The sequence below is a fragment of the Christensenella sp. MSJ-20 genome (assembly GCF_044357945.1).
Lineage (GTDB): Bacteria > Bacillota > Clostridia > Christensenellales > QAND01 > QAND01.
The window spans coordinates 291,989-312,550 of sequence record NZ_CP076563.1 but is presented as its reverse complement, the minus strand read 5'-3'; the positions used below and the strand labels follow the sequence as shown (position 1 = coordinate 312,550).

Sequence of the window (20,562 nt, the reverse complement as noted above, 5' to 3'; positions counted from 1 at the left end):
ATTATAATTAGGTTTACAATTAAGAAACAAAAAACAGGGCGATGTCCGCCCTGCTTTTTTCATTGATTGCCTTTTTTGCAGCCCCAAACCGGCTCTTTCCGGCCAAATCCGGCCAATTCGGGCTAATGGTGGCCTACTATTTGATGGGCAAATTGCGGCTGCCCGGCTTTACCAAGGGGATCCCTTCCTTGCAAAGAGGGCACTCATCGGGAGCATAGGACTTCAGATCCAGGGAAACCACGCTCTCTAGGCGCTCCCCAAGATCAATCTGGCCGTTGGTACGATCCACCACCACGCAGACCCCTACCACATCTCCGCCAGCCTTGTGGACCAGCTCCAAGACCTCCTGAACGCTGCCGCCGGTGGTCACTACATCCTCCACCACCAGCACCTTCTGGCCCGGCTCAATGTGGAATCCACGGCGCAGGGTCATCACTCCGTTTTCACGCTCGGCAAAGATGTTCTCGCACCCCAGAATCCTGGCCATGGCAAAGGACATCTGAACAGCGCCAACGGCGGGCCCGATCACAAGATCAATCTGCTCCCCTTCAAACCGCTTTGCAAGATCCTCTAGAATCTCATCGGTGTATTGGGGAAACCGGAATAGCTGGGCGCACTGCATATATTTATCCCCATGCCGGCCGCTGGTAAACAGGAAGTGGCCGTCCAGCATCACACCCGTCTCCCGGAAAATCTCAAAAACCCGTTCGATATTCATCGTCCTTACCTCCTTCTTTAGACCATCAGGCTGCCGGTGAGCTCCGCCGCCGTGGCGATGCCCATCCCATCCAGATAATCGTTCAGCTCAGCTATTATTCTATCGCAAGAATACGGATCCATCAAGCTTGCCGTTCCAACCATCACCGCAGTGGCTCCACAAAGCATAAATTCTGCCGCATCCAAGCCGGTGGTTACGCCTCCCAACCCTACAACGGGTATGGAAACCGCTTGGCTTACCTGATATACCATCCGAAGGGCAATCGGTTTGACTGCCGGACCGGACAGTCCCCCCATGACGCTAGCCAGAATAGGCCGGCGGGTATAGGGATCCACCGCCATGGCCGAAAGGGTGTTGATAAGGGAAATAGCGTCCGCCCCCTCCCCTTCCACCGCTCGGGCAATGGCGGCGATGTCCGCCACATTCGGGCTCAGTTTCACCATCAGGGGCGTCTTACAAAGGGGTCGCACTTCCCGCACCACCTCGGCGGCGGATTGGGGCGTGGTGCCAAAAGCCATCCCTCCCCCCTTGATATTGGGGCAAGAGATATTTAGTTCGATCATATCGGCGCCGGCCTCCGATACCATGGCCACCGTCTCCCGGTATTCCCCAAGGCTGCTGCCGGAAACGTTAACGATGACGGCGGTTTGAAGGGTTTTCATATAGGGAAGCTCTTTCCTCAAAAACGCCTCCACCCCAGGATTCTCCAGCCCTACGCTATTGATGCACCCGCTGGGGGTTTCCGCTATGCGAGGCGTAGGATTCCCCAGACGGGGCTGGCGGGTAATCCCTTTGCTACTGATCCCTCCCATACGGGAAAGATCGAAATATCCCGCCATCTCCCGGCCAAACCCGAAGGTTCCAGAGGCGGCGATGATGGGATTCTTCAAGGAAACGCCGCAAAGATTTACGGAAAGGTCAGCCATGGAGCGCCACCTCCTCAATGCCAAATACAGGGCCGTCAGTACAGACCCGTTTTCGGGTTTCCAGCCCATCTTTTTGAATGAGACAGGTACAGGCAACACAGACTCCCGTGCCACACCCCATCCGTTCCTCCATGGATACCATACAGGGAATGTTGGTGGGCAAGACCAGTTCCTTTAGGGCCCGCAGCATGGGAACCGGGCCACAAGCGTAGATGGCGTCGGGAGCGGGCTGGCTTTCCAGCCGCTTTATAAGGCCCTGGGTCACAAATCCCTGGTTTCCATTGCTGCCATCATCGGTATAGAAATCGGCAAAGGCCAGGGACGCGGATAAATCATCCTGTTGGTAGATGCAATCCTTCGTGCGATAGCCAAAGATCCCGGAAAACCGAACGGTTTTATAGTATAGGGGCAGATATCGCAGAGGCGCCACGCCGATGCCGCCTCCCACCAGCCAGATGTTCCGCTCCCCCTTTGGAGTAAAACCATGGCCCAAAGGCCCCAAGGCATCCACGAGTTCACCCTCTCGGCATCCAGCAAGAGCCTGAGTCCCCTGGCCCTTTACCTGGTAAACCAACTCCAGAATACCGGTTTCACCGTCATAATTATTGACGCTGATGGGCCGACGGAGGATCAAATCCGGACGGCCAGGAGCTTTTAGGTTCACAAACCGACCGGGGGTAATCTCCTCCCCCAGATTTTTACCCACCAAAAGGCCCATATGCATGGTATCCTGGGCAACCCCATGGTTGAAGACCACTGGATAGCTTCCCTGCTGCATCATATGATCTCCCTCCTAATAGTCCATCCGGCCGACAGCGGAAAGGGCGCCCCGCAGATCCTCCGCCATGGCAAGGGCCGCATCACGGGCAGCATCAGCATAGGGCAGACCACTCTTCTTGTGGGCGCCAATGATGCCCCGGCTGGAGTTCACATAGGCTCCAAAGCCACGGGCGTCAAACAGGCCGGAAAGGTCTGCCGCCGTAGCTCCCTGCGCGCCGTAGCCCGGCACCAGGAAAGGCACCTCCGGAAGGCGTTTTCGAAGGATCTCCCCCTGCTTGGGATGGGTCGCCCCCACCACTGCTCCCACAGCGGCGTAGCCCGTCTCTCCAAGCGTCTCGCGGCCCCAAGCCTGGACCAGATCACCCATGGTTTCAAAGACGGTGGTCTCTCCCAAAGAACGGTCCTGAAGCTCTCCAGATCCAGGATTGCTGGTCTTTACTAGGACAAAGATACCTTTATCATAGGCTTTACACGCCTCCACAAAGGGAAGAACACCGTCAGAGCCCAAATATCCATTTACCGTAAGAAAATCCGCATCCATGGAAGCGATTTTCCCTTGGGGGAAAGGCGTACGACCCAAATAGGCGTTGGCATAAGCCGATGCGGTGCTACCGATGTCGTTTCGCTTACAGTCCGCGATGGTAATCAGACCTTTTTGCCTGGCATAGGCGAGAGTTTCGCAAAAGGCTTTCATCCCCTGCCAGCCATATTGCTCGTAATAGGCCACCTGAACCTTAACACAGGGCACGATGTCAGCGATGGCATCCACAAGGCCTTTGTTGAATTCCAGAATCAGCGCGGCAGCGGAGCCCATAGGATCCGCATGATCCACCCGCTCCGCCATAGCGGCGGGCAACAGCATTAGATGAGTATCCAATCCTACGATGGAGGGGTTGCGCAATTCCGCCACACGGCGGTTCAAACGGTCTATGATCATCTTGCCACCTCATATTCCCATACATTTTTCCGGCCATCGGTAAAGGCGCAGGCCACCCGGCCTACGAGCTCTCTTCCCAGAAGAGGGGTATTCTTTCCCTTGGTGTATAGCCGATCCGCCGTGACGGTCCATGGCATCTTAGGGTCGTACACCACCACATCGGCTGCAACGCCCGGCTGCAATACGCCGCCCGGAATTCCCAGAAGCTTGGCGGGAGCGACGGACATCGCCCGAACCACATCCTCCCAGCAAAGGTACCCCGGCTCCACTAGATTTTTTTGAATCAAGGGGAGGGCCGTCTCAAATCCCGACATACCGTTTGCCGCCAGGTTGAACTCCACCGCCTTATCATCCACATGATGGGGCGCATGATCGGTAACGATGGCGTCTAGCGTGCCGTCCCGAAGCCCTTCGATGATCGCGTCTACATCAGCCTGGGTCCGCAGGGGAGGGTTGATCTTGGCGTTGGTATCGTAATCCATAAGGAGTTCGTCCGTCAGGGAAAAGTACTGGGGGCAGGTTTCCGCAGTGACCTCCACGCCCAGGCCTTTGCCAAACCGTACCAGTTCCACTCCCAGGGCGGTGGACACATGGGCGATATGTACCTTGGTATGGAGTTCCCGGGCCAGAATGATATCCCGGATCAACATGATCTCCTCCGCCGAGGCGGGAATCCCCTTCAATCCGCAGGCCACACTGACGGCCCCCTGGTTCATGACCCCCTCCTCCAAGAGATCCAGATCCTCCTCATGGCAGATGAGAAGGGCGCCGAAGTTCTTGGCGTAGTTGAGGGCGTTTCGCATGGTGAGGCTGCTGGATACCGGCCGGCCGTCATCCGAAAAAGCCACTGCTCCCGCCTCCTGTAGCAAGCCGAACTCGCTGAGCTCCTTTCCCTTCTGCCCCTTGGTGACGCTGGCGATGGGATAGACCTTGGCATATCCCAGCTCCCGGCTGCGAGCAATTAGGTCCCGTATGAGAGCGGGATGATCCAGGACCGGGTCGGTATTGGGCATACAGGCCACCGATGTAAACCCTCCCATGACCGCCGAGCGGGTGCCAGAGGTCAAATCCTCCTTATATTCGAAGCCAGGATCCCGAAGATGGCAGTGCATGTCCACAAAACCGGGAAATACCAGCTTACCCGCAGCGTCGATCAATTCGTCCCCGGCCTGGGATTGGACGCTGGGAGCAATGGCTTCCACCTTTCCATCCCGGATCACAAGATCCAATCTACCGCTTTTCCCAAGGGGATTTACGATGGTTCCATTTTGGATGATGGTTCTCATAGGGCTTCCCTCCGAATCAATAGCTGTAAGAGCGCCATCCGAACAGCAACGCCGTTTTGCACCTGCTCCCGAATCACGCTCTGTTCCCCGTCAGCCACCTGGGTGGTCAGTTCCACCCCTCGGTTGACCGGTCCGGGATGCATCAGAAGCGCGCCGGGCTTGGCTAAGGAAAGGACTTCCTCCCCTACGCCAAAGAAACGGCTATACTCCCGCACCGAGGGAAATAATCCTGCGTGCTGACGCTCCCGCTGAATGCGCAGTCCCATGACGGCGTCGGCATCTCGGACGGCCTCCTCTACGCTTCCGGCCACTTGGGCATGAAGTGGGCTCAGATCCTCGCCAGGCATCAGGGTGGTAGGACCGGCAAACACCACCTGGGCTCCCATGGCATGGAGTCCATAGGCATTGCTCCGAGCCACACGGCTATGGAGGACATCCCCCACGATGGCCACCTTCTTGCCCGATAAATCCCCCAGGTGGCGGCGCAAAGTAAAGAGATCAAGCAGGGCCTGCGTGGGGTGCTCGTTAACCCCGTCCCCCGCATTGATCACAGAAGCCTTGACATGCTTCGCCAGTAGATGGGGCGCGCCGCTCATGGCGTGGCGGATGATGATAACATCCACCCCCATCTGATCCAGGGTAGCGCCGGTATCCAAAAGGGTCTCCCCCTTTTGCACGCTGCTGGCAGTCGCCGTCATATTGGCGCTGCTGGCCCCCATATATTTGCTGGCAAGCTCAAAGGACATGCGGGTCCTGGTGCTGTTCTCGTAGAATAGGGTTACCACGCTTTTACCTGCTAGATCCGATGTTTTTTTATGATCGCTCAAAAGCACCTGGCGCATCTCCTCCGCCAGGTCCAGCACCCGGGTAATCTCCTCCCGAGTGGCGGTACGCAGGCCCAGCAGATCCTTGTGTTGATTGGAAAACATGGCCTCACTCCTTCCGTGGGTACGGGCATAAAAAAAGGAAGCGTTCAGCTTCCTGAAACAAAAACAGCGGTAGCGGGACGGCCCTCAGCGTGGATCATCTCACGGTATTTCATCGCGCCGGCCCCCTTCTCACAAATTTTTGATATTATAGCATAACATCCCCTATCTGTACACCATTTTTTTGCAATTTCATCTCTCCGCCGGCCGCGCGGACGGCTTTGATGAAATCCTCTGGCGGAGGCGCATAAAAAGACAGGGGCATCCCGGTTCTGGGATGGATAAGGCTCAGCCGATAGGCGTGGAGCATTTGCCCCCTTCCCGGATCCTTCCGAACGCCATAGAGCGGATCGCCCACCACAGGATGACCGATAAAAGCCATATGTACCCGAATCTGATGGGTACGGCCGGTGGTAAGAGAGCAGCGCACAAGGGTTTTTCCGTTGAGCCTAGCCACCACCCGATAGAGCGTTTTTGCATACCGGCCTCCTTCCCGTACCACCGCCATCTTCTTTCGATGAACCGGATGCCGGCCGATGGGAGCTTCTATCTCTCCCTCGTCCTCCTTTATATTCCCTTGAACCAGGGCAAGATAGGTGCGCTTTACCGTACGGGCCTTGAGCTGAGCCGACAGGTTTTCATGGGCGGCGTTGTTCTTAGCCACCACCAGCAGTCCGGTAGTGTCCTTATCCAACCGGTGTACGATCCCTGGGCGGATGGTATCCCCTATGGCGGAAAGATGGTCCAGGTGGTAGAGGCAGGCATTGACCACCGTGCCGTCTGGAATGCCGTGGGAAGGATGTACCGCCATACCTCTTGGCTTATTGACCACCGCCAGATCTTCATCCTGATACAGGATGGGAAGAGGCAGATTCTGCGGTACAGCGTCCGCAACTTTAGGCTCCGGCAGCCGGAGGATGTAGGTCTCGCCTTCCTTCACTTTCCGACTGGGCTTGTCCACCATAACGCCGTTGGATGTAACGCAGCCCTGGGACAGCAGCTGCGCGATCTGGGAGCGAGAAAGGGCTGCAAGCTGACTCAATGCCGCATCCAGGCGTTTTCCATGAAGGGTATTTGATATGGTAAGAATCAAGTCATCCATTTTGTTTCTTGCTAGGCCGAAGGAACAGTACCGCAAACACCAGCAGAATGGCGCCGCAGGTAACGAAAATATCGGCCACATTGAACACCGCAAACCGAATAAAGGTGGGATTGATAAAGTCGATGACAAAACCATAGACAATCCTATCGATGAAGTTGCCCAACGCGCCTCCGATGATCAGGGACAATAGAATCCGGACCAAAAGGGATTCTGTCCGGCCATATTTCACCAGATAGAATATCAATCCCGCGATGATGAGCGCGGTGACCACCGTTAAAAGTCCTGTGCGTCCCGATAGAATGGAAAAGGCCGCGCCCCGGTTCTCGACATAGCGAAATTCCACAATTCCCGGAATCACGTCCATCTTCATTCCAGGCATCTGCTTAAGAGATCCCAGGCACCAGAGTTTGGAGATCCGATCCAATAGGATTGCGCCGCCTGCTAGCAGTATTTCCAGCATACCCTACCCCTTTAAGAAAAAATATCAGTTTATTATAGCATACTTTGCCTTCCGTCAGCGGCTTTATTGGCTGTATACCTTAACCATCTCCACAATGTTGGCGATAAACTGGCCGATGATGGGCAAATTCGCATTTGCAAGCCAGGTAAGAAGCGCCATCAAAAGGGCGCCCAGTACCGCAAAGCCTACCGCCATCCCCAATCCTTTCGCAATCCCGCCCATTAGATTACCCCATAGCATACGCCGGGGGCTGTCAAGATGCTCCACATAATCATAGAACCGGGTCCGCTCCAGGCTCTGGCTCAACCGCTCTATCTGCCGTTCTAAGAGGGTGAGCCGTTCTTCCAGCAGATATTCCTCCCGCTTTTTCTCCTCCTCCAACATGGCGACCACCTCTTCCCTTTTCATATGACCCATTTTCTACTATCATGCCCCTATGAATGGGAAAACTATCCGATGGAAGCAATCCATGCCGAAGCTATTTTCGATAGCGGCTCCAGTCCCGAAAGCGAAGGGCGCCCAGGGAGGATACCGTTCCCGCCAGCCCCCAGCCAATCATTCCACCTTGAAAGGGATTCATGCCGCCATAGTAAATCAAGAGACTGGATCCCAAAAGACACAAAGCCATATAAAGCTTGATCCGAGCTCCCTCCCTTAAAATAGCTTCCATATCATATTGTTTCCGCTGCTCCTGATCCCGAATATAGTGGCCACCAATGAGCCAAACCAGGTGGAAACGCCATATTAAATAGGCCAAGACAAGGAAGAATCCCGCACAAATCAAATTGACAGTTGCCATGGAATCCCCTCCTTTCATCACACAGTATGCCCAAATATTTAAGCGCTCCAATCTGGAGCGCTTAATAAAATCAGATGGCAATGATTGTCTCCCGTCCTGGAAACAGATAGGATAGCTTTCCATCCTGAGTAAAAGCTACGCTTTCCTCTGCGGAGAAGCGCACCCGCTGGCCATCCCACTCCGCGAGCTCGCTCTCGGTATTGAGTTCCAAGGCATAGCAGGTGTTGTAATGCAGGGGAAAATCCCCCATGGGCCCGATACCGTCCTGCATATCCCATAACCCTACGATGGTGCCAGCACTATGGCCGAAAAACCCAATGGGATGGTTATAAAGAGCGGCTTGAATCCCTTCGGCTTTGGCCCGATCCAAACAGCGACGAAGGATATCGTTACCGGTTCGGCCGGCGATATGCTCCTCCGCCACAATATCCTGGAAGCGGCAGGTCTTGGCAAAGGCTGTTCGGAGGTACTCCGGCACTTCCCGCTCTCCATCCCGGAGCACATAGCCCATACGCTGGCTATCGGTACACAAGCCAAAGTATTTGATTCCCACATCGTAATGGAGCAGATCCCCCTGTTGGATCACAAGGCCGGTGCTTCCAGTCTTATGAATGCCCTTGCGCTGCACATCCACATGAGGGCTAAACCAGAAGGTAAGGCCCAGCCGATTGATCTCCTGTGCGATCCACTCCTCGACCTCGGTGGTGGTGGTTACCCCCGGAATGATCACCTTACGGGAATAGGCCTCCAAGCAAATATCCATAGCGAGGGCATAGACGCTATAATAACGGGATAGTTCCTCCGGCAGCCGGGTCTCAATCCAATGGGTGGAAAGCTCGTAAGCCGATGCCAGCCGTTCGGCATATCCCGGCGCAAGGCAGGCGCAGAGATCCTCATAAAGCTGGTGGCTGAGGCCATCGCTCATGCCGCTAAGTTTGGAAAGATTCACTCCAATCTTCCGGGGATCTTTTCGCTGGATAAAATCCGCCAACTCCTGGAGTTGATCCCGGGTGATATCCGTATAGGCCTGTTCATAAAGCCTGGCGATTTTGCTATCGGGGCGGCCAAAGTGATAGGCATGGAACACCCCTTTTTCCAGGGTAAAGACCAGACAGGACAGGCGGCGGGCAGTCAAGCACAGATAAGGTACCATGGTGGGATAGATGGGATCCTCGTTGTATTCCCGGCAAAGGATGATCCACATATCAAAGCCATACTCCGCCATGATTCCCGGGATAATGGCGGGGATCCGAGCCGCCAGGGTGTTGTCTATGATTTCAATCTGTTTTTTCAGCGGCACCACTGTTCTCATAGCGCTTCTCCTGCTTTCCTAGTTTTTCCTTTTTAGTATAGCACAGGAAAAGGGCGATGGAACATCAAAAGCCTGGGATCAAACGGCACAAAAAAAGGGCCCCAGGGGCCCTTTTTGGCATCTATCAGTCCTCAAGAGGAATAGCATTGCCGGAAAAAGCGGGAATTTCCTCCATAGCGGGTTCCTCAGCAGCCTGAGGCTCCAGCTCATCAATGGTACGGCGAACGCTCTCGGGGATGGAGAGGTCCTCCACCACTTCCACCAGCTCCTTGGAGTAATCCAGAACCGTGGCCTTAAACTCGTTCAGCACGTTGCGGATGCCAAGGATCTTGCCCTCAACATCGGCCATCTCTTTCTCATAGTTTTCCATCTTGGCGCGAGCGCGGATATCAGCGGTATTGAGGATGTTGGACGCCTCTTTTTGCGCGTTCTCAATCATCTCCTCGGATTCCCGCTTGGCCTTTTCGGTGATATCATCCGCAGCCTTATGGGCAGTAACCATGGTGTGCATCAAGGAATTTTCCATCCCCCGATAGGACTCGACTTGGGCGTTTAGGGCGTCAATCCGGGCAAGGAGCTCCTTGTTCTCCCGAAGGACTTTATCATAGTCCACGATGATTTCATCGAGAAAATCGTCCACCTCGTCCTTGATATAGCCGCGCTTTTCCTCGCCAAAGTTCTTCTCGTGTATGTCCTTCGGTGTGACCATTGCGTATTCCCCCTTAAACTTTCTAAATCATTTTCTTTTTTATTAACAACCCGGCCCTCGGGGCCCGGGCCTGGCCCTAATACTGCCGCCGGTTGCCGCTTCCGCCAAGGGTATAGAAGCTGCCGGCGCCCTGAAGCTCATCAGGGACGTTTCCAGAAATGTCCACGTTGGTGGGCACCAGGATGAAAATCCCTTTGGTAACCTTATGGATGTTGCCGTTCAGGGCATAGACTGCGCCCGACATGAAATCCAATACCCGCTGGGCAATGTCGATCTCCAGATTCTCCAGATTCACCACAATGGGTTTGCGGTTCTTCAGGTTGTCTATGATGCTCTGGGTATCATCATAGGTCATGGGCTGATAGACAACCATCTTCATTTTGCCGCTGTTGGCGCCGGAGAGTCCACGCATGCTGTCGAAGTTCTGAGCAGCAGCCACCGGCTCCCGATCCCGCTTCTTCCCTATGGTTCTCACCTTACCACCTTGCAATCTTCCGGACTTCTTGCCAGAGGAAGCGTAATCGTCTTCATAGTCGTCCTCATAGCCGTCGTCCTCATAATAATCGCTGCGGCTACGGCTATTATCATATCCGTCGTCATAATCGTCGGCATAATCGTCGTAGCCATCGTTATAGCCGTCGTCGTAGCCGTATTCCTCTTCGTCCAGGGTGGACTCCTCCAGCCCAATAAAATCGAATACCTTGCCAAAAAATTTACCAGCCACGCTGTAACCTCCAAACGGGCAAAACTACCGCCTCGCCCCAAAGATCGCCGAGCCGATCCGCACCATGGTGGACCCTTGTGCGATGGCCAGCTCAAAATCGCCGCTCATCCCCATAGAGAGGATGGAAAAATCCGCGGACCGCACATCCTGTGAAAAACGGTCAAACAGTTCTTTAATCCGGGCAAAGTTCTCACTGGTCTCCCGAGAAGAAGCTCCCAGAGGCGCCACGTTCATCAATCCCCGTAACCGAATGCCGGGCAGGGAGAGCACCCCATCCAAAAGGGCCTTGGCATCCTCCTCGGTAGCGCCGCCCCTTCCCTCGCGCTTTTTGAGATCCACCTGGAGCAATACATCCGTTACAACGCCTGCGGCCATGCTCCGACGGCTTAATTCCTCCGCCAGCGAGGGCCTGTCCACCGACTGAATGAGCGCGGTTTTCCCAATGATCTTCTTTACCTTATTGGTCTGCAATTGACCGATCAAGTGCCACTGGACACTTAAGTTTATATTATCACGCTTGGTAAGGAATTCGTCAACCCTATTTTCCCCAAAGGAGGTTTCTCCCAGGCTCGCCGCTTCCAGAACGGCTTCCGGGCCGAAGTTCTTGCTGACGCATAACAGCGCGATTTCCTTTTCTTCCCTGCCTGCTTTCCGGGCTGCATCGGCTATTGCCTCATGAACAGCCTGGAGCCTTTGTGCCATCTCCGTCATTTTAAGACCACCTTGGAGCCTGCCATGAGGGTGGTTCCCTCCTCGGCAGCCTGGATGATGGCATCGGTTCCGTCCTCATAGACCACCGTTACCGGCACAAACTCGGTGGTGTTGCCCTCAACCACCTTAATTCCAAGAACGGTATCCTCGGTAAACAACGCCTTCTTGCTGACCTTGATACCGGTATAATCCTTCTTCATGGTGGTAACTGCATTCCGCACGCTGATCAAAGGCCCAATATCCTCCTGAATCTCCACGAAATAGAGAATTCCTCCATCTTCGGGCTTTCGGGTACCGATGATCTTTCCCTCATGGGGACGATCCATGTAACCCTCAAAGGTCATCATGAACTTCTCGTCCTTTTTCATCTCCTTGATGGAATCGTCCGCTAAGATGACGCAATACCAGGTATAGTTATTCACCAACCGGTAAAGGGCACGCGTGGTGCTATCCTTGTTATAGGCGATGGTAGAGGTGCCGGATTTGGCGTTTTCAATGTCCTTTCGGGTGAGCTTATCCATGTTGAGCGGATTGAGCGTCTGTTCATGCCCATCCAAATTAAAACTAACCATCCCCGCTTCCTCGGCCATGACGTCCTCACGCCAGGAGGCAAGCTTTTCCTGCAATTGGGTTTCACTGGCATACAGGCGATTCAGCTCATCGTCGGCTTTGACGTTGTTCTTCAGGTAGTTTCTCTTCTGGTTAAGCAGCTCACTGAGCCCCCGCTCCAGAGCAATGACGTCGGTAGCGGAATCCCCCGAGACAGCGGCGGCCACTTCCTCCAATTTGGTGGCAATCTGACTATTTAAGGTATTGAGCCCTGTGTCCACCACATCGCGCCAAACGGTATTCTCCTGGTAATCCCGTATCTGCTGCTGAACGGCGATCAGGTCTTTAAAAAGGCTTTCGTTATAGCCCCAGCGGTAAACCTCGGCAATCTTGCTGCCTTTGCTGACCCGCTCCCCTTCCGAAGCGTAAAACACCGCCTGTCCATAGTTGGTGGCGCTGTATACCGTTTCATCCCGAATGAGCACCACGGGATAGGTCTGCTCAAAGGTCATGGTGGCTTCCTGCAACTCTCCATAGCTGGGACGCCGCAGGGCAAAAAACAGCACCAGTACCACAACTGCCGCCAGTATCCCTATGGTAATATAAAACCGCTTGGTGGGCCTACGCCGTACCCTTCTGCGTCTTGGTCCTCGATTCATCATTGCACCCGATTCAATCTAGATGTTTATTAGTGAATTATAGCATATATTGTCGAACCCTGCAAAATGGTATTTTCCTCTTGGCAGACTTCCAAATTCGTCCACGATTTTGCGGTTTTTCATTTTCCTTCCTTTTTCTGGCGCTCCTGTTATAATGAAGAAAATGGACAATTCATAATAAGGAGGTCTGCCCTATGCTCATCAAAAATGGAAGGGTCTTTATGGACGGCCAATTTCGCTCCGCCGACGTGATCCTTGAGGACGGCAAGATCCGCTCCATCGGCCTTGGTCTTTCCTATGACGGCCAGGTGATCGACGCTGCCGGCAAGCTGGTCTTCCCCGGATTCATCGACGTGCACTGCCATGGCGGTTTTGAGGTATCCTGCGGCGACGGCGCTGACGCCATGCGAAAAATCTGCGCCCGGTATCCCGAGAACGGCGTTACGTCCTTTTTCCCTACCCTGGCGCCACATAATGTGGAGATGGCGCAGAGATCCGTACAGGGGGTCAAGGATGCGATGGGATGCCCCGGCACGGACATCGTAGGCATCCACTTTGAGGGGCCGTATTTTAGCCCGCATAACCATGCCAGCCACTATGGGCCCGCCGCCACAAATCCCTCTCCGGAGCATACCACCGCCATGGTAGATGGGGATTTAGACATCATCTCCATGGTGTGCGTCGCTCCCGAACTCCCCGGCGCCATGGAGTATATTTCCTGGGCCCGGAGCCATGGGATCATCATTGAGCTGGGGTATACCCTTGCTACCAGCGGCCAGATCAAGGAGGCAGCTGACCGGGGAGCCACTCAGATTTCCCACCTGTTCAACGGCTTTCCCAAGATGAATCACCGGGTGGACGGCGCCGTGGTAGGTTGCTTGCTGGAGGATCGCCTTTATGCCCAGCTTACGGTAGACGGCGTCCATGTACTGCCCCCATTTATCCGTCTTGCCATCAAAAACAAGGGCATCGACCATGTGCTGGGCATCACCGACGGCTCGGAATACATGGGCAAACCCGAAGGACGGTATATCGGCAAAACCGGCGAGGAGTACGAGATCAAGGACGGCATGGCGCGGGATCTTACCGGCATGCTTCTTGCGGGAACCCATACCTTTGATTCCGTTATGCGGACCGCGCTTTCCATGGGGCTGACCTTGGAAGAGGTTGGCCGCATGTATGCGGAGAATCCCGCCATCTCCATGGGGATTACCGACCGAGGAAAAATCGCCCTGGGCAGGAAGGGCGATATCGTCATCATGGATGAGGGGCTCCACGTGGAAAAGACCATCATAGACGGACAGATTTTCTACGAGGCGAAATAAGACCAAAACAAAAAAGGCGGCTGCTGCCGCCTTTTTATTTATTTTGCCTCAAATACCTTGTTTCCGGGCTGGGGATTAGTCTCATAGATGGCAAAGAGCTGATCTACCGTCACAAATTCATAGCCTTGGGCCCGAAGCTGATCGATGGTGCCCGCCACGGAGTTGACCGTTTCGCTATAAATATCGTGGCTGAGGATGATATCCCCCTCCTCCGTCGCCGCTACCACCCGGCTGGTGATCTGGGCGGCATTGCGGATCTTCCAATCCTCAGGATCCACCGACCAGTTTACCAACGGCCGGTCTATGGTCTGCTTTACGGTATCGTTCGCGTTGCCATAGGGCGGCCGAATGTATTTAGGACGCTGACCCGTAGCCGCTTGGATAGCCTGATCTGCGCGCTCCATTTCGTTTTTGATTTCGTCGGCGGAAAGCTTATTGAGGTTCTTGTGGGAATAGGTATGGCTGCACACCAGATGCCCTTCGTCGGCCGCGCGTTTCGCAATTTCGGGGTACTTGTCCACATTGCTGCCCAGGCAGAAGAAGGTGGCTTTCACGTTCTTCTCCTTTAGAATATCCAGCAACATCGGGGTCGTTTTTGGGTTGGGGCCATCATCAAAGGTTAGGGCCACGTACTTTTTCTGGGGATCATGGGGCGCAGGGGTCGGAACAGGCGTGGGAATGGGCGTAGGCTCCACCCCGTTAACATCTCCCGGTTCAGCCAAGTACTGGGCCAGTTTGGCTTTCTCCACCTTCACCACCACAGCGCCTTCATCTTTTACGGCCACACGGTCTCGATCCAGAATAAAGCAGACGCTGTCCCCTTCAAGATAGAAATCGGATAGATCCGCAAGGGAAAGGGAAAAGCCCTCGCTGAGGGCTCCTTCCTCAGCGCTTCCGGCGTTGGCCACCAGCCGGTCGCGGCCGTTCATAGCCATCAGTTCTCCAGTCACCAGCTGGGCAAGCGCTTCATCGTAGCCGCTGTCCGCCAGGAAAAGATCGTCCAGCACCAAAGGGTATCCCGTTTTCACACTGAAGTTCCGAGAGGACAGGTGCAGATAGGAACCGTCCGGCCAGGACATATTGGAAAGCAGCAAAATGCTGAGCACGCTGTCATCCAGATTGGCCACCTGATAATTCATCGTCAAGGTGAACTTTCCCTCTTTGTCCTTCCGAAAGGCATGGAACATCTTCATCTCCTGGGAGGCCAATTGCCGCATGCTGCGATTGAAATACTCGTTTTCACTTTTGGGATAGGACAGGTGGATCTCATGGTTATCGCTCCGCTCCGTGGAGGTAACGGAAGCAAGATATCCCAAGGGGCCTTCGATTGTCTGAGTCGTGTTTTCCCCAACCGCCTGAAAGTCCTTTGCCATGGACTCTACCGTAAATACGCGAGCGTTGTTCCCACCGCAGGCAACGCAGAGCATCAAAAGAAGGGCCATTCCCAATATCGATATTTTTTGCAGCATTTTTTTCATGTCTTCACCAAGGATCTGTCGTTTGCGAAATAAGACGATATTTACCGTATTTCGGTTCCATTATATCCTTTATTTTTACTGATTCAATAGTTGTTTTGATATTTTATTCACAATATTATCGAACAGGGCCAACACCAGGGGGACCCCTTTCCCCTGCTTGGTCTCAAGGGGCATCTCGGATACCGCAACCGGGGTGGTTTCTCCCCCCTCCTGGTGTAGCAAAACGGTTTCTCCAAGCTCTGCAATCTCCGCCCCCGCAAGTATGGCTCCGTATACACCCTCCCGGTCAAACCCAAAGATCCTCTGGCCCTTTCCGTTACGGTTTTGAACCTCGATCTCCTGTACCTGCATCCGCTTTCCATAGCCCCGGTCGCTCACCAGGATCAAGGTTTCCTCTCCCAGCCATTGGCCTGCCGACAGGACGGCGTCTCCAGGCGCCAAATTGATGCACTTCACACCACCTGCCGTCCGTCCCTGCGTGGGCACCGATGCGGCATCAAAGCGAATAGCAAACCCATTGCGGCTGATGAGGGTCAGGTCCCCTTCCCCCGCAGGCAGTACGGTAAACAGCCTATCCTCACCCTTGAGGCCACAGGCCGCAAGCCTGTTGCGGCTGGTGCGGTATTCCGCCATAGCCGTGCGTTTTACCATTCCCATCCGGGTTAGGAAAAGAAGCTCGCCCTGCCCATCTCCCTGGGGTAGAATGGCCACCGGGGACTCCTCCTTCTCCATACCAGAGACCAAAGAATGTACGCTGCTGCCCCGATCCCGCAGCTTTCCCTGAGGCACCGCGGATACCGGCAGCACCAACATATTCCCTAAATTGGTAAACAGCAGCAGTTTATCATCGGTTCGAGTTGGAATGACAAAGGCGTCCTCGGCATAGGATTCATCGGCTTTCTGGGCGATCCGCTTATCCATGCGTTTGAGGTAACCCTTCCGGGTATAGATCACATCGCATGGCTCGCTTGCAGCCGCCTCCTTTACCTCCACCGTACGAATGGCCAGCTTTTCCTGAAGCACCGTCCGGCGGGGTCCGGCATATTTGGATTTGATCTCCCGCAGTTCCTTGACCAGAAGATTGACCAGCTTCCGCTCATCCTCTACAATGCCCCGCAGCTCCTCAATGAGAGCCGTTACCTCAGCATGCTCTTTGCGAAGCGCAATAACCTCCAGTGAGGTAAGCCGGCGCAGGCGCATGTCCAGGATGGCCTGGGCCTGTTCGCTGGTGAGCGCAAAGATGTCCATCAGAGCGATTCGGGCGGCTTGGGCGTTCTCGCTGGCCCGAATGATGCGGATTACCTCATCGATGTTAAGGGCCGCCAGGATCAATCCCGACAGGATATGCTCCCGCCGTTCCGCCTCAAAAAGCTCATAGTTGGTACGCTTTAAGAGGATCTCCTTCTGGTAGTCCGCATAATGGCGGCACATCTCCATAAGCCCTAATAGCCGGGGCTTGCCGGCTACAATGGCCACCATATTGAAACTAAAGTTAATCTGGAGATCGCTGTGCTTATAGAGGTAGTTGAGGATTTTATCGGCGTCCCCGTCCTTTTTGATCTCGATAACAGCCCGCATACCGGTTTTATCGGATTCGTCCCGGATGTCGGAAATTGCAGAGAGGATGCCCTTTCTATCCTCACACAGCTTCAATATTTTGCCCAAAAGGCCCGCTTTTTCCACCTGATAGGGCAATTCCGTTATGACGATTCTGCTTTTCCCGTTCTTATCCCGTTCAATCTCAGTCTTGGCCCGAAGGCTTACCGATCCTTTGCCGGTCTCATAGGCCTTTTTCAGGTCATCCCCACAGGTACAAAAGCCCCCCGTCGGGAAATCCGGGCCCTTGATATGCTCCATTAACTCATCCAGGGAAATCCTAGGCTTGCGCAGCATGGCAATGACGCCGTCAATGGCCTCCCCCATGTTGTGGGGCGGAATACTGGTGCTGAGGCCCACAGCGATCCCCTGGGCTCCATTGACCAAGAGATTGGGAAAACGGCCAGGGAGCATATCCGGCTCCTTCTGGCTGTCATCAAAATTTAAAGAGAAGGAGACCGTCTCCTTTTCAATATCCCGTAGCAGTTCCAAAGCAGCTGGGGTAAGGCGGGCCTCGGTATACCGCATAGCGGCAGCAGGATCTCCGTCGATGCTGCCAAAATTGCCGTGACCATCCACCAGGGGCACGCTCATATTAAAATCCTGGGCCATACGAACCAGGGCGTTGTATACCGAGGAATCCCCATGGGGATGGTATTTTCCCAGGGTATCCCCTACAATCCGAGCGCATTTGCGGTGGGGTTTATCGGGGGTAATGCCCAACTCCATCATGGAATAGAGGATGCGCCTTTGCACCGGCTTTAGCCCATCCTCCACCCGAGGCAGAGCCCGCTCCAAAATGACATACTCCGCGTAGGGAATCATGGAGGTGTGCATCACCTCCTCCAAGGGACGCTCGATGATCCGTCCCAGCGTTTTGGGTGCGGCAGACTGCTTTTTACTGGCCAATGCGGTTCACCTCCATCTTATAGAGGGCGTCCTCTTTGTTGAAATTGGCGTATTGGTAGATATAATCCCGCCGGGGCTCCGCCTTATCCCCCATCAGCACCGAAATACGGCGATCCGCCTCAATAGCGTCCTCCACCGATACCCGCATCATGGTCCGGGTCTCGGGGTTTAGCGTGGTGTCCCACAGCTGTTCTGGATTCATCTCTCCCAATCCCTTATAGCGCTGAAGGGTATAGTTGCGCTCCAGCTTCTTCACCATCCGCTCCATGGTCTCATCGTCATAGGCATACTCCGATTTATTTCCCTTTGTGATCTTATACAGGGGGGGCATGCCGATATAGACGTGTCCCTCGTTGATAAGAGGCCGCATAAACCGGAAGAAAAAGGTCAAAAGAATGGCACGAATATGGGCGCCGTCCTGATCCGCATCCGAGAGGATGATGACCCTGTCGTACTTGAGGCTGGAAAGATCGAAGTTGTTGTCGATCCCGGTGCCTAGGGCCGTGATGATGGTGCGAATCTCCTCGTTGGCCAGCACCTGGTCGATCTTGCGCTTTTCGCTGTTGAGGGGCTTGCCGCGGAGAGGCAAGATCGCCTGGAACCGCCGGTCTCGGCCCTGTTTGGCCGTACCGCCGGCGGAATCACCTTCCACCAGAAACAATTCGTTTTCTTTGGGGTTTCTGCCCGTGCAGCTAGCCAACTTCCCTACCAGTGGCGCGCTTTCCAGCTTACTTCTTTCCCGGGCAAGGGTTTTTGCCTTTTTCGCGGCTTCCCGCTCCCGAGCTGCCTGAGCCGCCTTTTCCGCAATGGCCGATACCACCTTGGCGTTCCGCAGATCGGAAAGAAAATCCGGCAGATGCTCGCTGACAAACCCGTCCACCGCCGTCCGCGCTTCGGTATTTCCCAGCTTGCTCTTGGTCTGTCCCTCAAACTGTGCGTTTTGCATCTTGATGGAGATAATGGCGCTCATGCCGGCACGGTAATCCTCTCCCGCCCGGTTTGCTTCCTTCTCTTTTAAGATGCCAGCCCTTCGGGAATAGTCGTTGAAGCACTTGGTATAGGCGGCCTTGAATCCCATCTCGTGGGTACCGCCTTCCGGAGTGGGAATATTGTTAACAAAGGAATAGATGTTTTCCCCATCGGTATCGTTGTACTGAATGGCAATCTCGATGAGAACACCATCCTGCTTTCCCTTCAAGTAAATAGGGCTATCAAACAGGACGGTTTTATCGCTATTGACGTATTTGACGTAGTCGGCGATTCCGCCATGGTAGCAGAAGGATACCTCCCGGTTCTCATCCTCTCGGTTGAGGCGGTCGTCGGTAAGGATCAAGGTGATCCCGGGGTTCAAAAATGCCAGTTCTCGGACGCGACGGGCGATGACCTCTCGGTTGAAGCGAATGTCGTCAAAGATTCGGTCATCGGGCCAAAAGGTGATCCGACTTCCCTTTCGCCGGGTACGCCCCAGTTCCATGAGGTCGGTAACCGGCTTCCCAGCAATGACCTTCTTCTGGGCATCATCATACTCCGACGCGTATTCCTGGCGGTAGAGCATCCCTCCTACCGCGACCTCCACCGTAAGTTTGCGGGAAAGAGCGTTGACCACGCTGGCTCCCACCCCGTGAAGACCGCCGGAGTACTGATAGCTCTTATTATCGAACTTACCGCCTGCATGAAGCTGGGTAAATACAACCTGGACAGCAGGCACCTTCAGCTGAGGATGCTCGTCCACTGGAATGCCCCTGCCGTTGTCCTCCACCGTAGCGGAGCCATCCCGGTTAAGGGTGATGGAAACCCGGTCGGCAAAGCCGTTGGCAGCTTCATCGATTGCGTTGTCCACGATCTCCCATAAAAGATGGTGCAATCCCCTGGTTTCAGTGGTGCCAATATACATGCCGGGGCGGACTCGTACCGCTTCCAGTCCCTCCAACACCCTGATCTCACTGGCTCCGTATGTCGTCTTGGCCATAGCTTCCCTATTCCCCTCGTATGAAATTCAACCGCATAAAGGCGGCGTTGACCCGCATCTCCACGATGTTGCTCCCACTACCGACCACCAATTCTTTTTCCCCAAAGGCTAGGGTCGTCTTATCCTCCCCATCGTGGATGGTGGAGGCAAAGCCCTGGACGGTCAGCTTAACCACAGTCCCCTGTGGCACCGTTACCGTTACCGAGCCAAAAGCGGTGTTAACGCTGTATTCTTGGTTTTGTTCCTGATAGTCCGCAAGATCCAGATTGGTTTTAGAAAAGGCGGAGATATAGGTCAGCTTTCCGTCCTCCTGGCTGATCTTCGGTTTGCTGATATTCCCAAACACATCGCTCAGCCCGCCAGTTACAGCCGTAAAGACAAACCAGATGGCAAACAGCAATAGAAGAATCTTCCCTACGGAGAAAGATAGTTTCAGCACCCGCTTCAGCAGCCAAAGGATGGTGCCGATGATGGGCAAAAGCATCAGGACTAGAACACCCCAAAGCATTGGATTGGAAAAAGGCATCGTGTTACCTTCCTTTTCTGGTAATACTATATATTCTATCAATTATTTGGGAATTGTAAAGAAACACCCAATACTTGGTATTGTCCAAAATTCCCCTTTTAAGCTTGCACCCACATAGAGTTCCTATTCGCACCGGCACATGGATACCGTGGCAGACACAA

Annotated in this window: 20 protein-coding genes; 1 reads left to right on the top strand and 19 read right to left on the bottom strand. The window is 54.3% G+C overall.

The window, feature by feature from the left end; genetic code table 11:
• Positions 1 to 136: 136 nt before the first annotated feature.
• The 15 genes from pyrE to KP626_RS01440 form a co-directional block, all read right to left on the bottom strand.
• Complete coding sequence (pyrE, locus tag KP626_RS01510; protein WP_395977670.1) at positions 137 to 718, bottom strand: orotate phosphoribosyltransferase; 582 nt, start codon at positions 716 to 718, stop codon at positions 137 to 139.
• A 17-nt stretch (positions 719 to 735) separates the two neighbouring features.
• A complete protein-coding gene (locus KP626_RS01505) occupies positions 736 to 1,644 on the bottom strand; it encodes a dihydroorotate dehydrogenase (RefSeq protein WP_395977668.1) in 909 nt (302 codons plus the stop codon).
• On the bottom strand, positions 1,637 to 2,425 hold the full coding sequence (locus tag KP626_RS01500) for a dihydroorotate dehydrogenase electron transfer subunit (RefSeq protein ID WP_395977666.1): 789 nt from the start codon (positions 2,423 to 2,425) through the stop codon (positions 1,637 to 1,639). The genes KP626_RS01505 and KP626_RS01500 overlap by 8 nt, the downstream gene beginning before the upstream one ends.
• A gap of 12 nt (positions 2,426 to 2,437) precedes the next feature.
• Positions 2,438 to 3,361 carry an orotidine-5'-phosphate decarboxylase gene (gene pyrF, locus KP626_RS01495; protein WP_395977664.1) on the bottom strand — a complete coding sequence of 308 codons (924 nt, stop codon included), beginning with the start codon at positions 3,359 to 3,361 and terminating at the stop codon, positions 2,438 to 2,440.
• A complete protein-coding gene (locus tag KP626_RS01490; protein ID WP_395977662.1) occupies positions 3,358 to 4,647 on the bottom strand; it encodes a dihydroorotase in 1,290 nt (429 codons plus the stop codon). The genes pyrF and KP626_RS01490 overlap by 4 nt, the downstream gene beginning before the upstream one ends.
• Complete coding sequence (locus tag KP626_RS01485; protein ID WP_395977660.1) at positions 4,644 to 5,576, bottom strand: aspartate carbamoyltransferase catalytic subunit; 933 nt, start codon at positions 5,574 to 5,576, stop codon at positions 4,644 to 4,646. Before KP626_RS01485 ends, KP626_RS01490 begins: the two co-directional genes overlap by 4 nt.
• A 145-nt stretch (positions 5,577 to 5,721) precedes the next feature.
• Positions 5,722 to 6,675, bottom strand: a complete 954-nt coding sequence (locus tag KP626_RS01480; protein WP_395977658.1) for an RluA family pseudouridine synthase — start codon at positions 6,673 to 6,675, stop codon at positions 5,722 to 5,724.
• Entirely contained in the window at positions 6,668 to 7,135 is a 468-nt protein-coding gene (gene lspA / locus KP626_RS01475; RefSeq protein ID WP_395977656.1) for a signal peptidase II, read from the bottom strand. The genes KP626_RS01480 and lspA overlap by 8 nt, the downstream gene beginning before the upstream one ends.
• 63 nt (positions 7,136 to 7,198) lie before the next feature.
• Positions 7,199 to 7,543, bottom strand: a complete 345-nt coding sequence (locus KP626_RS01470; protein ID WP_395977654.1) for a DUF5665 domain-containing protein — start codon at positions 7,541 to 7,543, stop codon at positions 7,199 to 7,201.
• Positions 7,544 to 7,613: 70 nt separating this feature from the next.
• Positions 7,614 to 7,934: a DUF3784 domain-containing protein gene (locus KP626_RS01465; RefSeq protein ID WP_395977652.1), complete on the bottom strand. Its 321-nt coding sequence runs from the start codon at positions 7,932 to 7,934 to the stop codon at positions 7,614 to 7,616.
• Positions 7,935 to 8,004: 70 nt separating this feature from the next.
• Positions 8,005 to 9,246: a M24 family metallopeptidase gene (locus tag KP626_RS01460; RefSeq protein ID WP_395977650.1), complete on the bottom strand. Its 1,242-nt coding sequence runs from the start codon at positions 9,244 to 9,246 to the stop codon at positions 8,005 to 8,007.
• Positions 9,247 to 9,370: 124 nt separating this feature from the next.
• Positions 9,371 to 9,955: a DivIVA domain-containing protein gene (locus KP626_RS01455; protein WP_395977648.1), complete on the bottom strand. Its 585-nt coding sequence runs from the start codon at positions 9,953 to 9,955 to the stop codon at positions 9,371 to 9,373.
• Positions 9,956 to 10,031: 76 nt separating this feature from the next.
• Entirely contained in the window at positions 10,032 to 10,679 is a 648-nt protein-coding gene (locus tag KP626_RS01450) for a cell division protein SepF (protein ID WP_395977646.1), read from the bottom strand.
• Between the two features lie 24 nt (positions 10,680 to 10,703).
• A complete protein-coding gene (locus KP626_RS01445) occupies positions 10,704 to 11,390 on the bottom strand; it encodes a YggS family pyridoxal phosphate-dependent enzyme (RefSeq protein ID WP_395977644.1) in 687 nt (228 codons plus the stop codon).
• A complete protein-coding gene (locus KP626_RS01440) occupies positions 11,387 to 12,598 on the bottom strand; it encodes an HlyD family efflux transporter periplasmic adaptor subunit (RefSeq protein ID WP_395977642.1) in 1,212 nt (403 codons plus the stop codon). Before KP626_RS01440 ends, KP626_RS01445 begins: the two co-directional genes overlap by 4 nt.
• Positions 12,599 to 12,792: 194 nt before the next feature.
• Between KP626_RS01440 and KP626_RS01435 the strand changes: the two genes are divergently transcribed.
• Positions 12,793 to 13,923 carry an N-acetylglucosamine-6-phosphate deacetylase gene (locus KP626_RS01435; RefSeq protein ID WP_395977640.1) on the top strand — a complete coding sequence of 377 codons (1,131 nt, stop codon included), beginning with the start codon at positions 12,793 to 12,795 and terminating at the stop codon, positions 13,921 to 13,923.
• Positions 13,924 to 13,961: 38 nt separating this feature from the next.
• Here the strand turns inward: KP626_RS01435 and KP626_RS01430 are convergent, their stop codons facing one another.
• From KP626_RS01430 to KP626_RS01415, 4 genes are all read right to left on the bottom strand, one after another.
• On the bottom strand, positions 13,962 to 15,401 hold the full coding sequence (locus KP626_RS01430) for a polysaccharide deacetylase family protein (RefSeq protein WP_395977638.1): 1,440 nt from the start codon (positions 15,399 to 15,401) through the stop codon (positions 13,962 to 13,964).
• A 75-nt stretch (positions 15,402 to 15,476) separates the two neighbouring features.
• Positions 15,477 to 17,906, bottom strand: a complete 2,430-nt coding sequence (locus tag KP626_RS01425) for a DNA topoisomerase (ATP-hydrolyzing) subunit A (protein WP_395977636.1) — start codon at positions 17,904 to 17,906, stop codon at positions 15,477 to 15,479.
• On the bottom strand, positions 17,896 to 19,875 hold the full coding sequence (locus tag KP626_RS01420; protein ID WP_395977634.1) for a type IIA DNA topoisomerase subunit B: 1,980 nt from the start codon (positions 19,873 to 19,875) through the stop codon (positions 17,896 to 17,898). The genes KP626_RS01425 and KP626_RS01420 overlap by 11 nt, the downstream gene beginning before the upstream one ends.
• Positions 19,876 to 19,882: 7 nt before the next feature.
• The gene (locus KP626_RS01415; protein WP_395977632.1) at positions 19,883 to 20,401 is read right to left on the bottom strand and encodes a hypothetical protein; all 519 of its coding nucleotides are present in this window, start codon (positions 20,399 to 20,401) and stop codon (positions 19,883 to 19,885) included.
• Positions 20,402 to 20,562: the final 161 nt, after the last annotated feature.

Excerpts from the sequence above, each read along its gene's own strand:
- pyrE (WP_395977670.1), bottom strand. The coding sequence starts at position 718 with ATGAATATCGAACGGGTTTTTGAGATTTTCCGGGAGACGGGTGTGATG.
- KP626_RS01505 (WP_395977668.1), bottom strand. The coding sequence starts at position 1,644 with ATGGCTGACCTTTCCGTAAATCTTTGCGGCGTTTCCTTGAAGAATCCC.
- KP626_RS01500 (WP_395977666.1), bottom strand. The coding sequence starts at position 2,425 with ATGATGCAGCAGGGAAGCTATCCAGTGGTCTTCAACCATGGGGTTGCC.
- pyrF (WP_395977664.1), bottom strand. The coding sequence starts at position 3,361 with ATGATCATAGACCGTTTGAACCGCCGTGTGGCGGAATTGCGCAACCCC.
- KP626_RS01490 (WP_395977662.1), bottom strand. The coding sequence starts at position 4,647 with ATGAGAACCATCATCCAAAATGGAACCATCGTAAATCCCCTTGGGAAA.
- KP626_RS01485 (WP_395977660.1), bottom strand. The coding sequence starts at position 5,576 with ATGTTTTCCAATCAACACAAGGATCTGCTGGGCCTGCGTACCGCCACT.
- KP626_RS01480 (WP_395977658.1), bottom strand. The coding sequence starts at position 6,675 with ATGGATGACTTGATTCTTACCATATCAAATACCCTTCATGGAAAACGC.
- lspA (WP_395977656.1), bottom strand. The coding sequence starts at position 7,135 with ATGCTGGAAATACTGCTAGCAGGCGGCGCAATCCTATTGGATCGGATC.
- KP626_RS01470 (WP_395977654.1), bottom strand. The coding sequence starts at position 7,543 with ATGAAAAGGGAAGAGGTGGTCGCCATGTTGGAGGAGGAGAAAAAGCGG.
- KP626_RS01465 (WP_395977652.1), bottom strand. The coding sequence starts at position 7,934 with ATGGCAACTGTCAATTTGATTTGTGCGGGATTCTTCCTTGTCTTGGCC.
- KP626_RS01460 (WP_395977650.1), bottom strand. The coding sequence starts at position 9,246 with ATGAGAACAGTGGTGCCGCTGAAAAAACAGATTGAAATCATAGACAAC.
- KP626_RS01455 (WP_395977648.1), bottom strand. The coding sequence starts at position 9,955 with ATGGTCACACCGAAGGACATACACGAGAAGAACTTTGGCGAGGAAAAG.
- KP626_RS01445 (WP_395977644.1), bottom strand. The coding sequence starts at position 11,390 with ATGACGGAGATGGCACAAAGGCTCCAGGCTGTTCATGAGGCAATAGCC.
- KP626_RS01440 (WP_395977642.1), bottom strand. The coding sequence starts at position 12,598 with ATGAATCGAGGACCAAGACGCAGAAGGGTACGGCGTAGGCCCACCAAG.
- KP626_RS01435 (WP_395977640.1), top strand. The coding sequence starts at position 12,793 with ATGCTCATCAAAAATGGAAGGGTCTTTATGGACGGCCAATTTCGCTCC.
- KP626_RS01430 (WP_395977638.1), bottom strand. The coding sequence starts at position 15,401 with ATGAAAAAAATGCTGCAAAAAATATCGATATTGGGAATGGCCCTTCTT.
- KP626_RS01420 (WP_395977634.1), bottom strand. The coding sequence starts at position 19,875 with ATGGCCAAGACGACATACGGAGCCAGTGAGATCAGGGTGTTGGAGGGA.
- KP626_RS01415 (WP_395977632.1), bottom strand. The coding sequence starts at position 20,401 with ATGCCTTTTTCCAATCCAATGCTTTGGGGTGTTCTAGTCCTGATGCTT.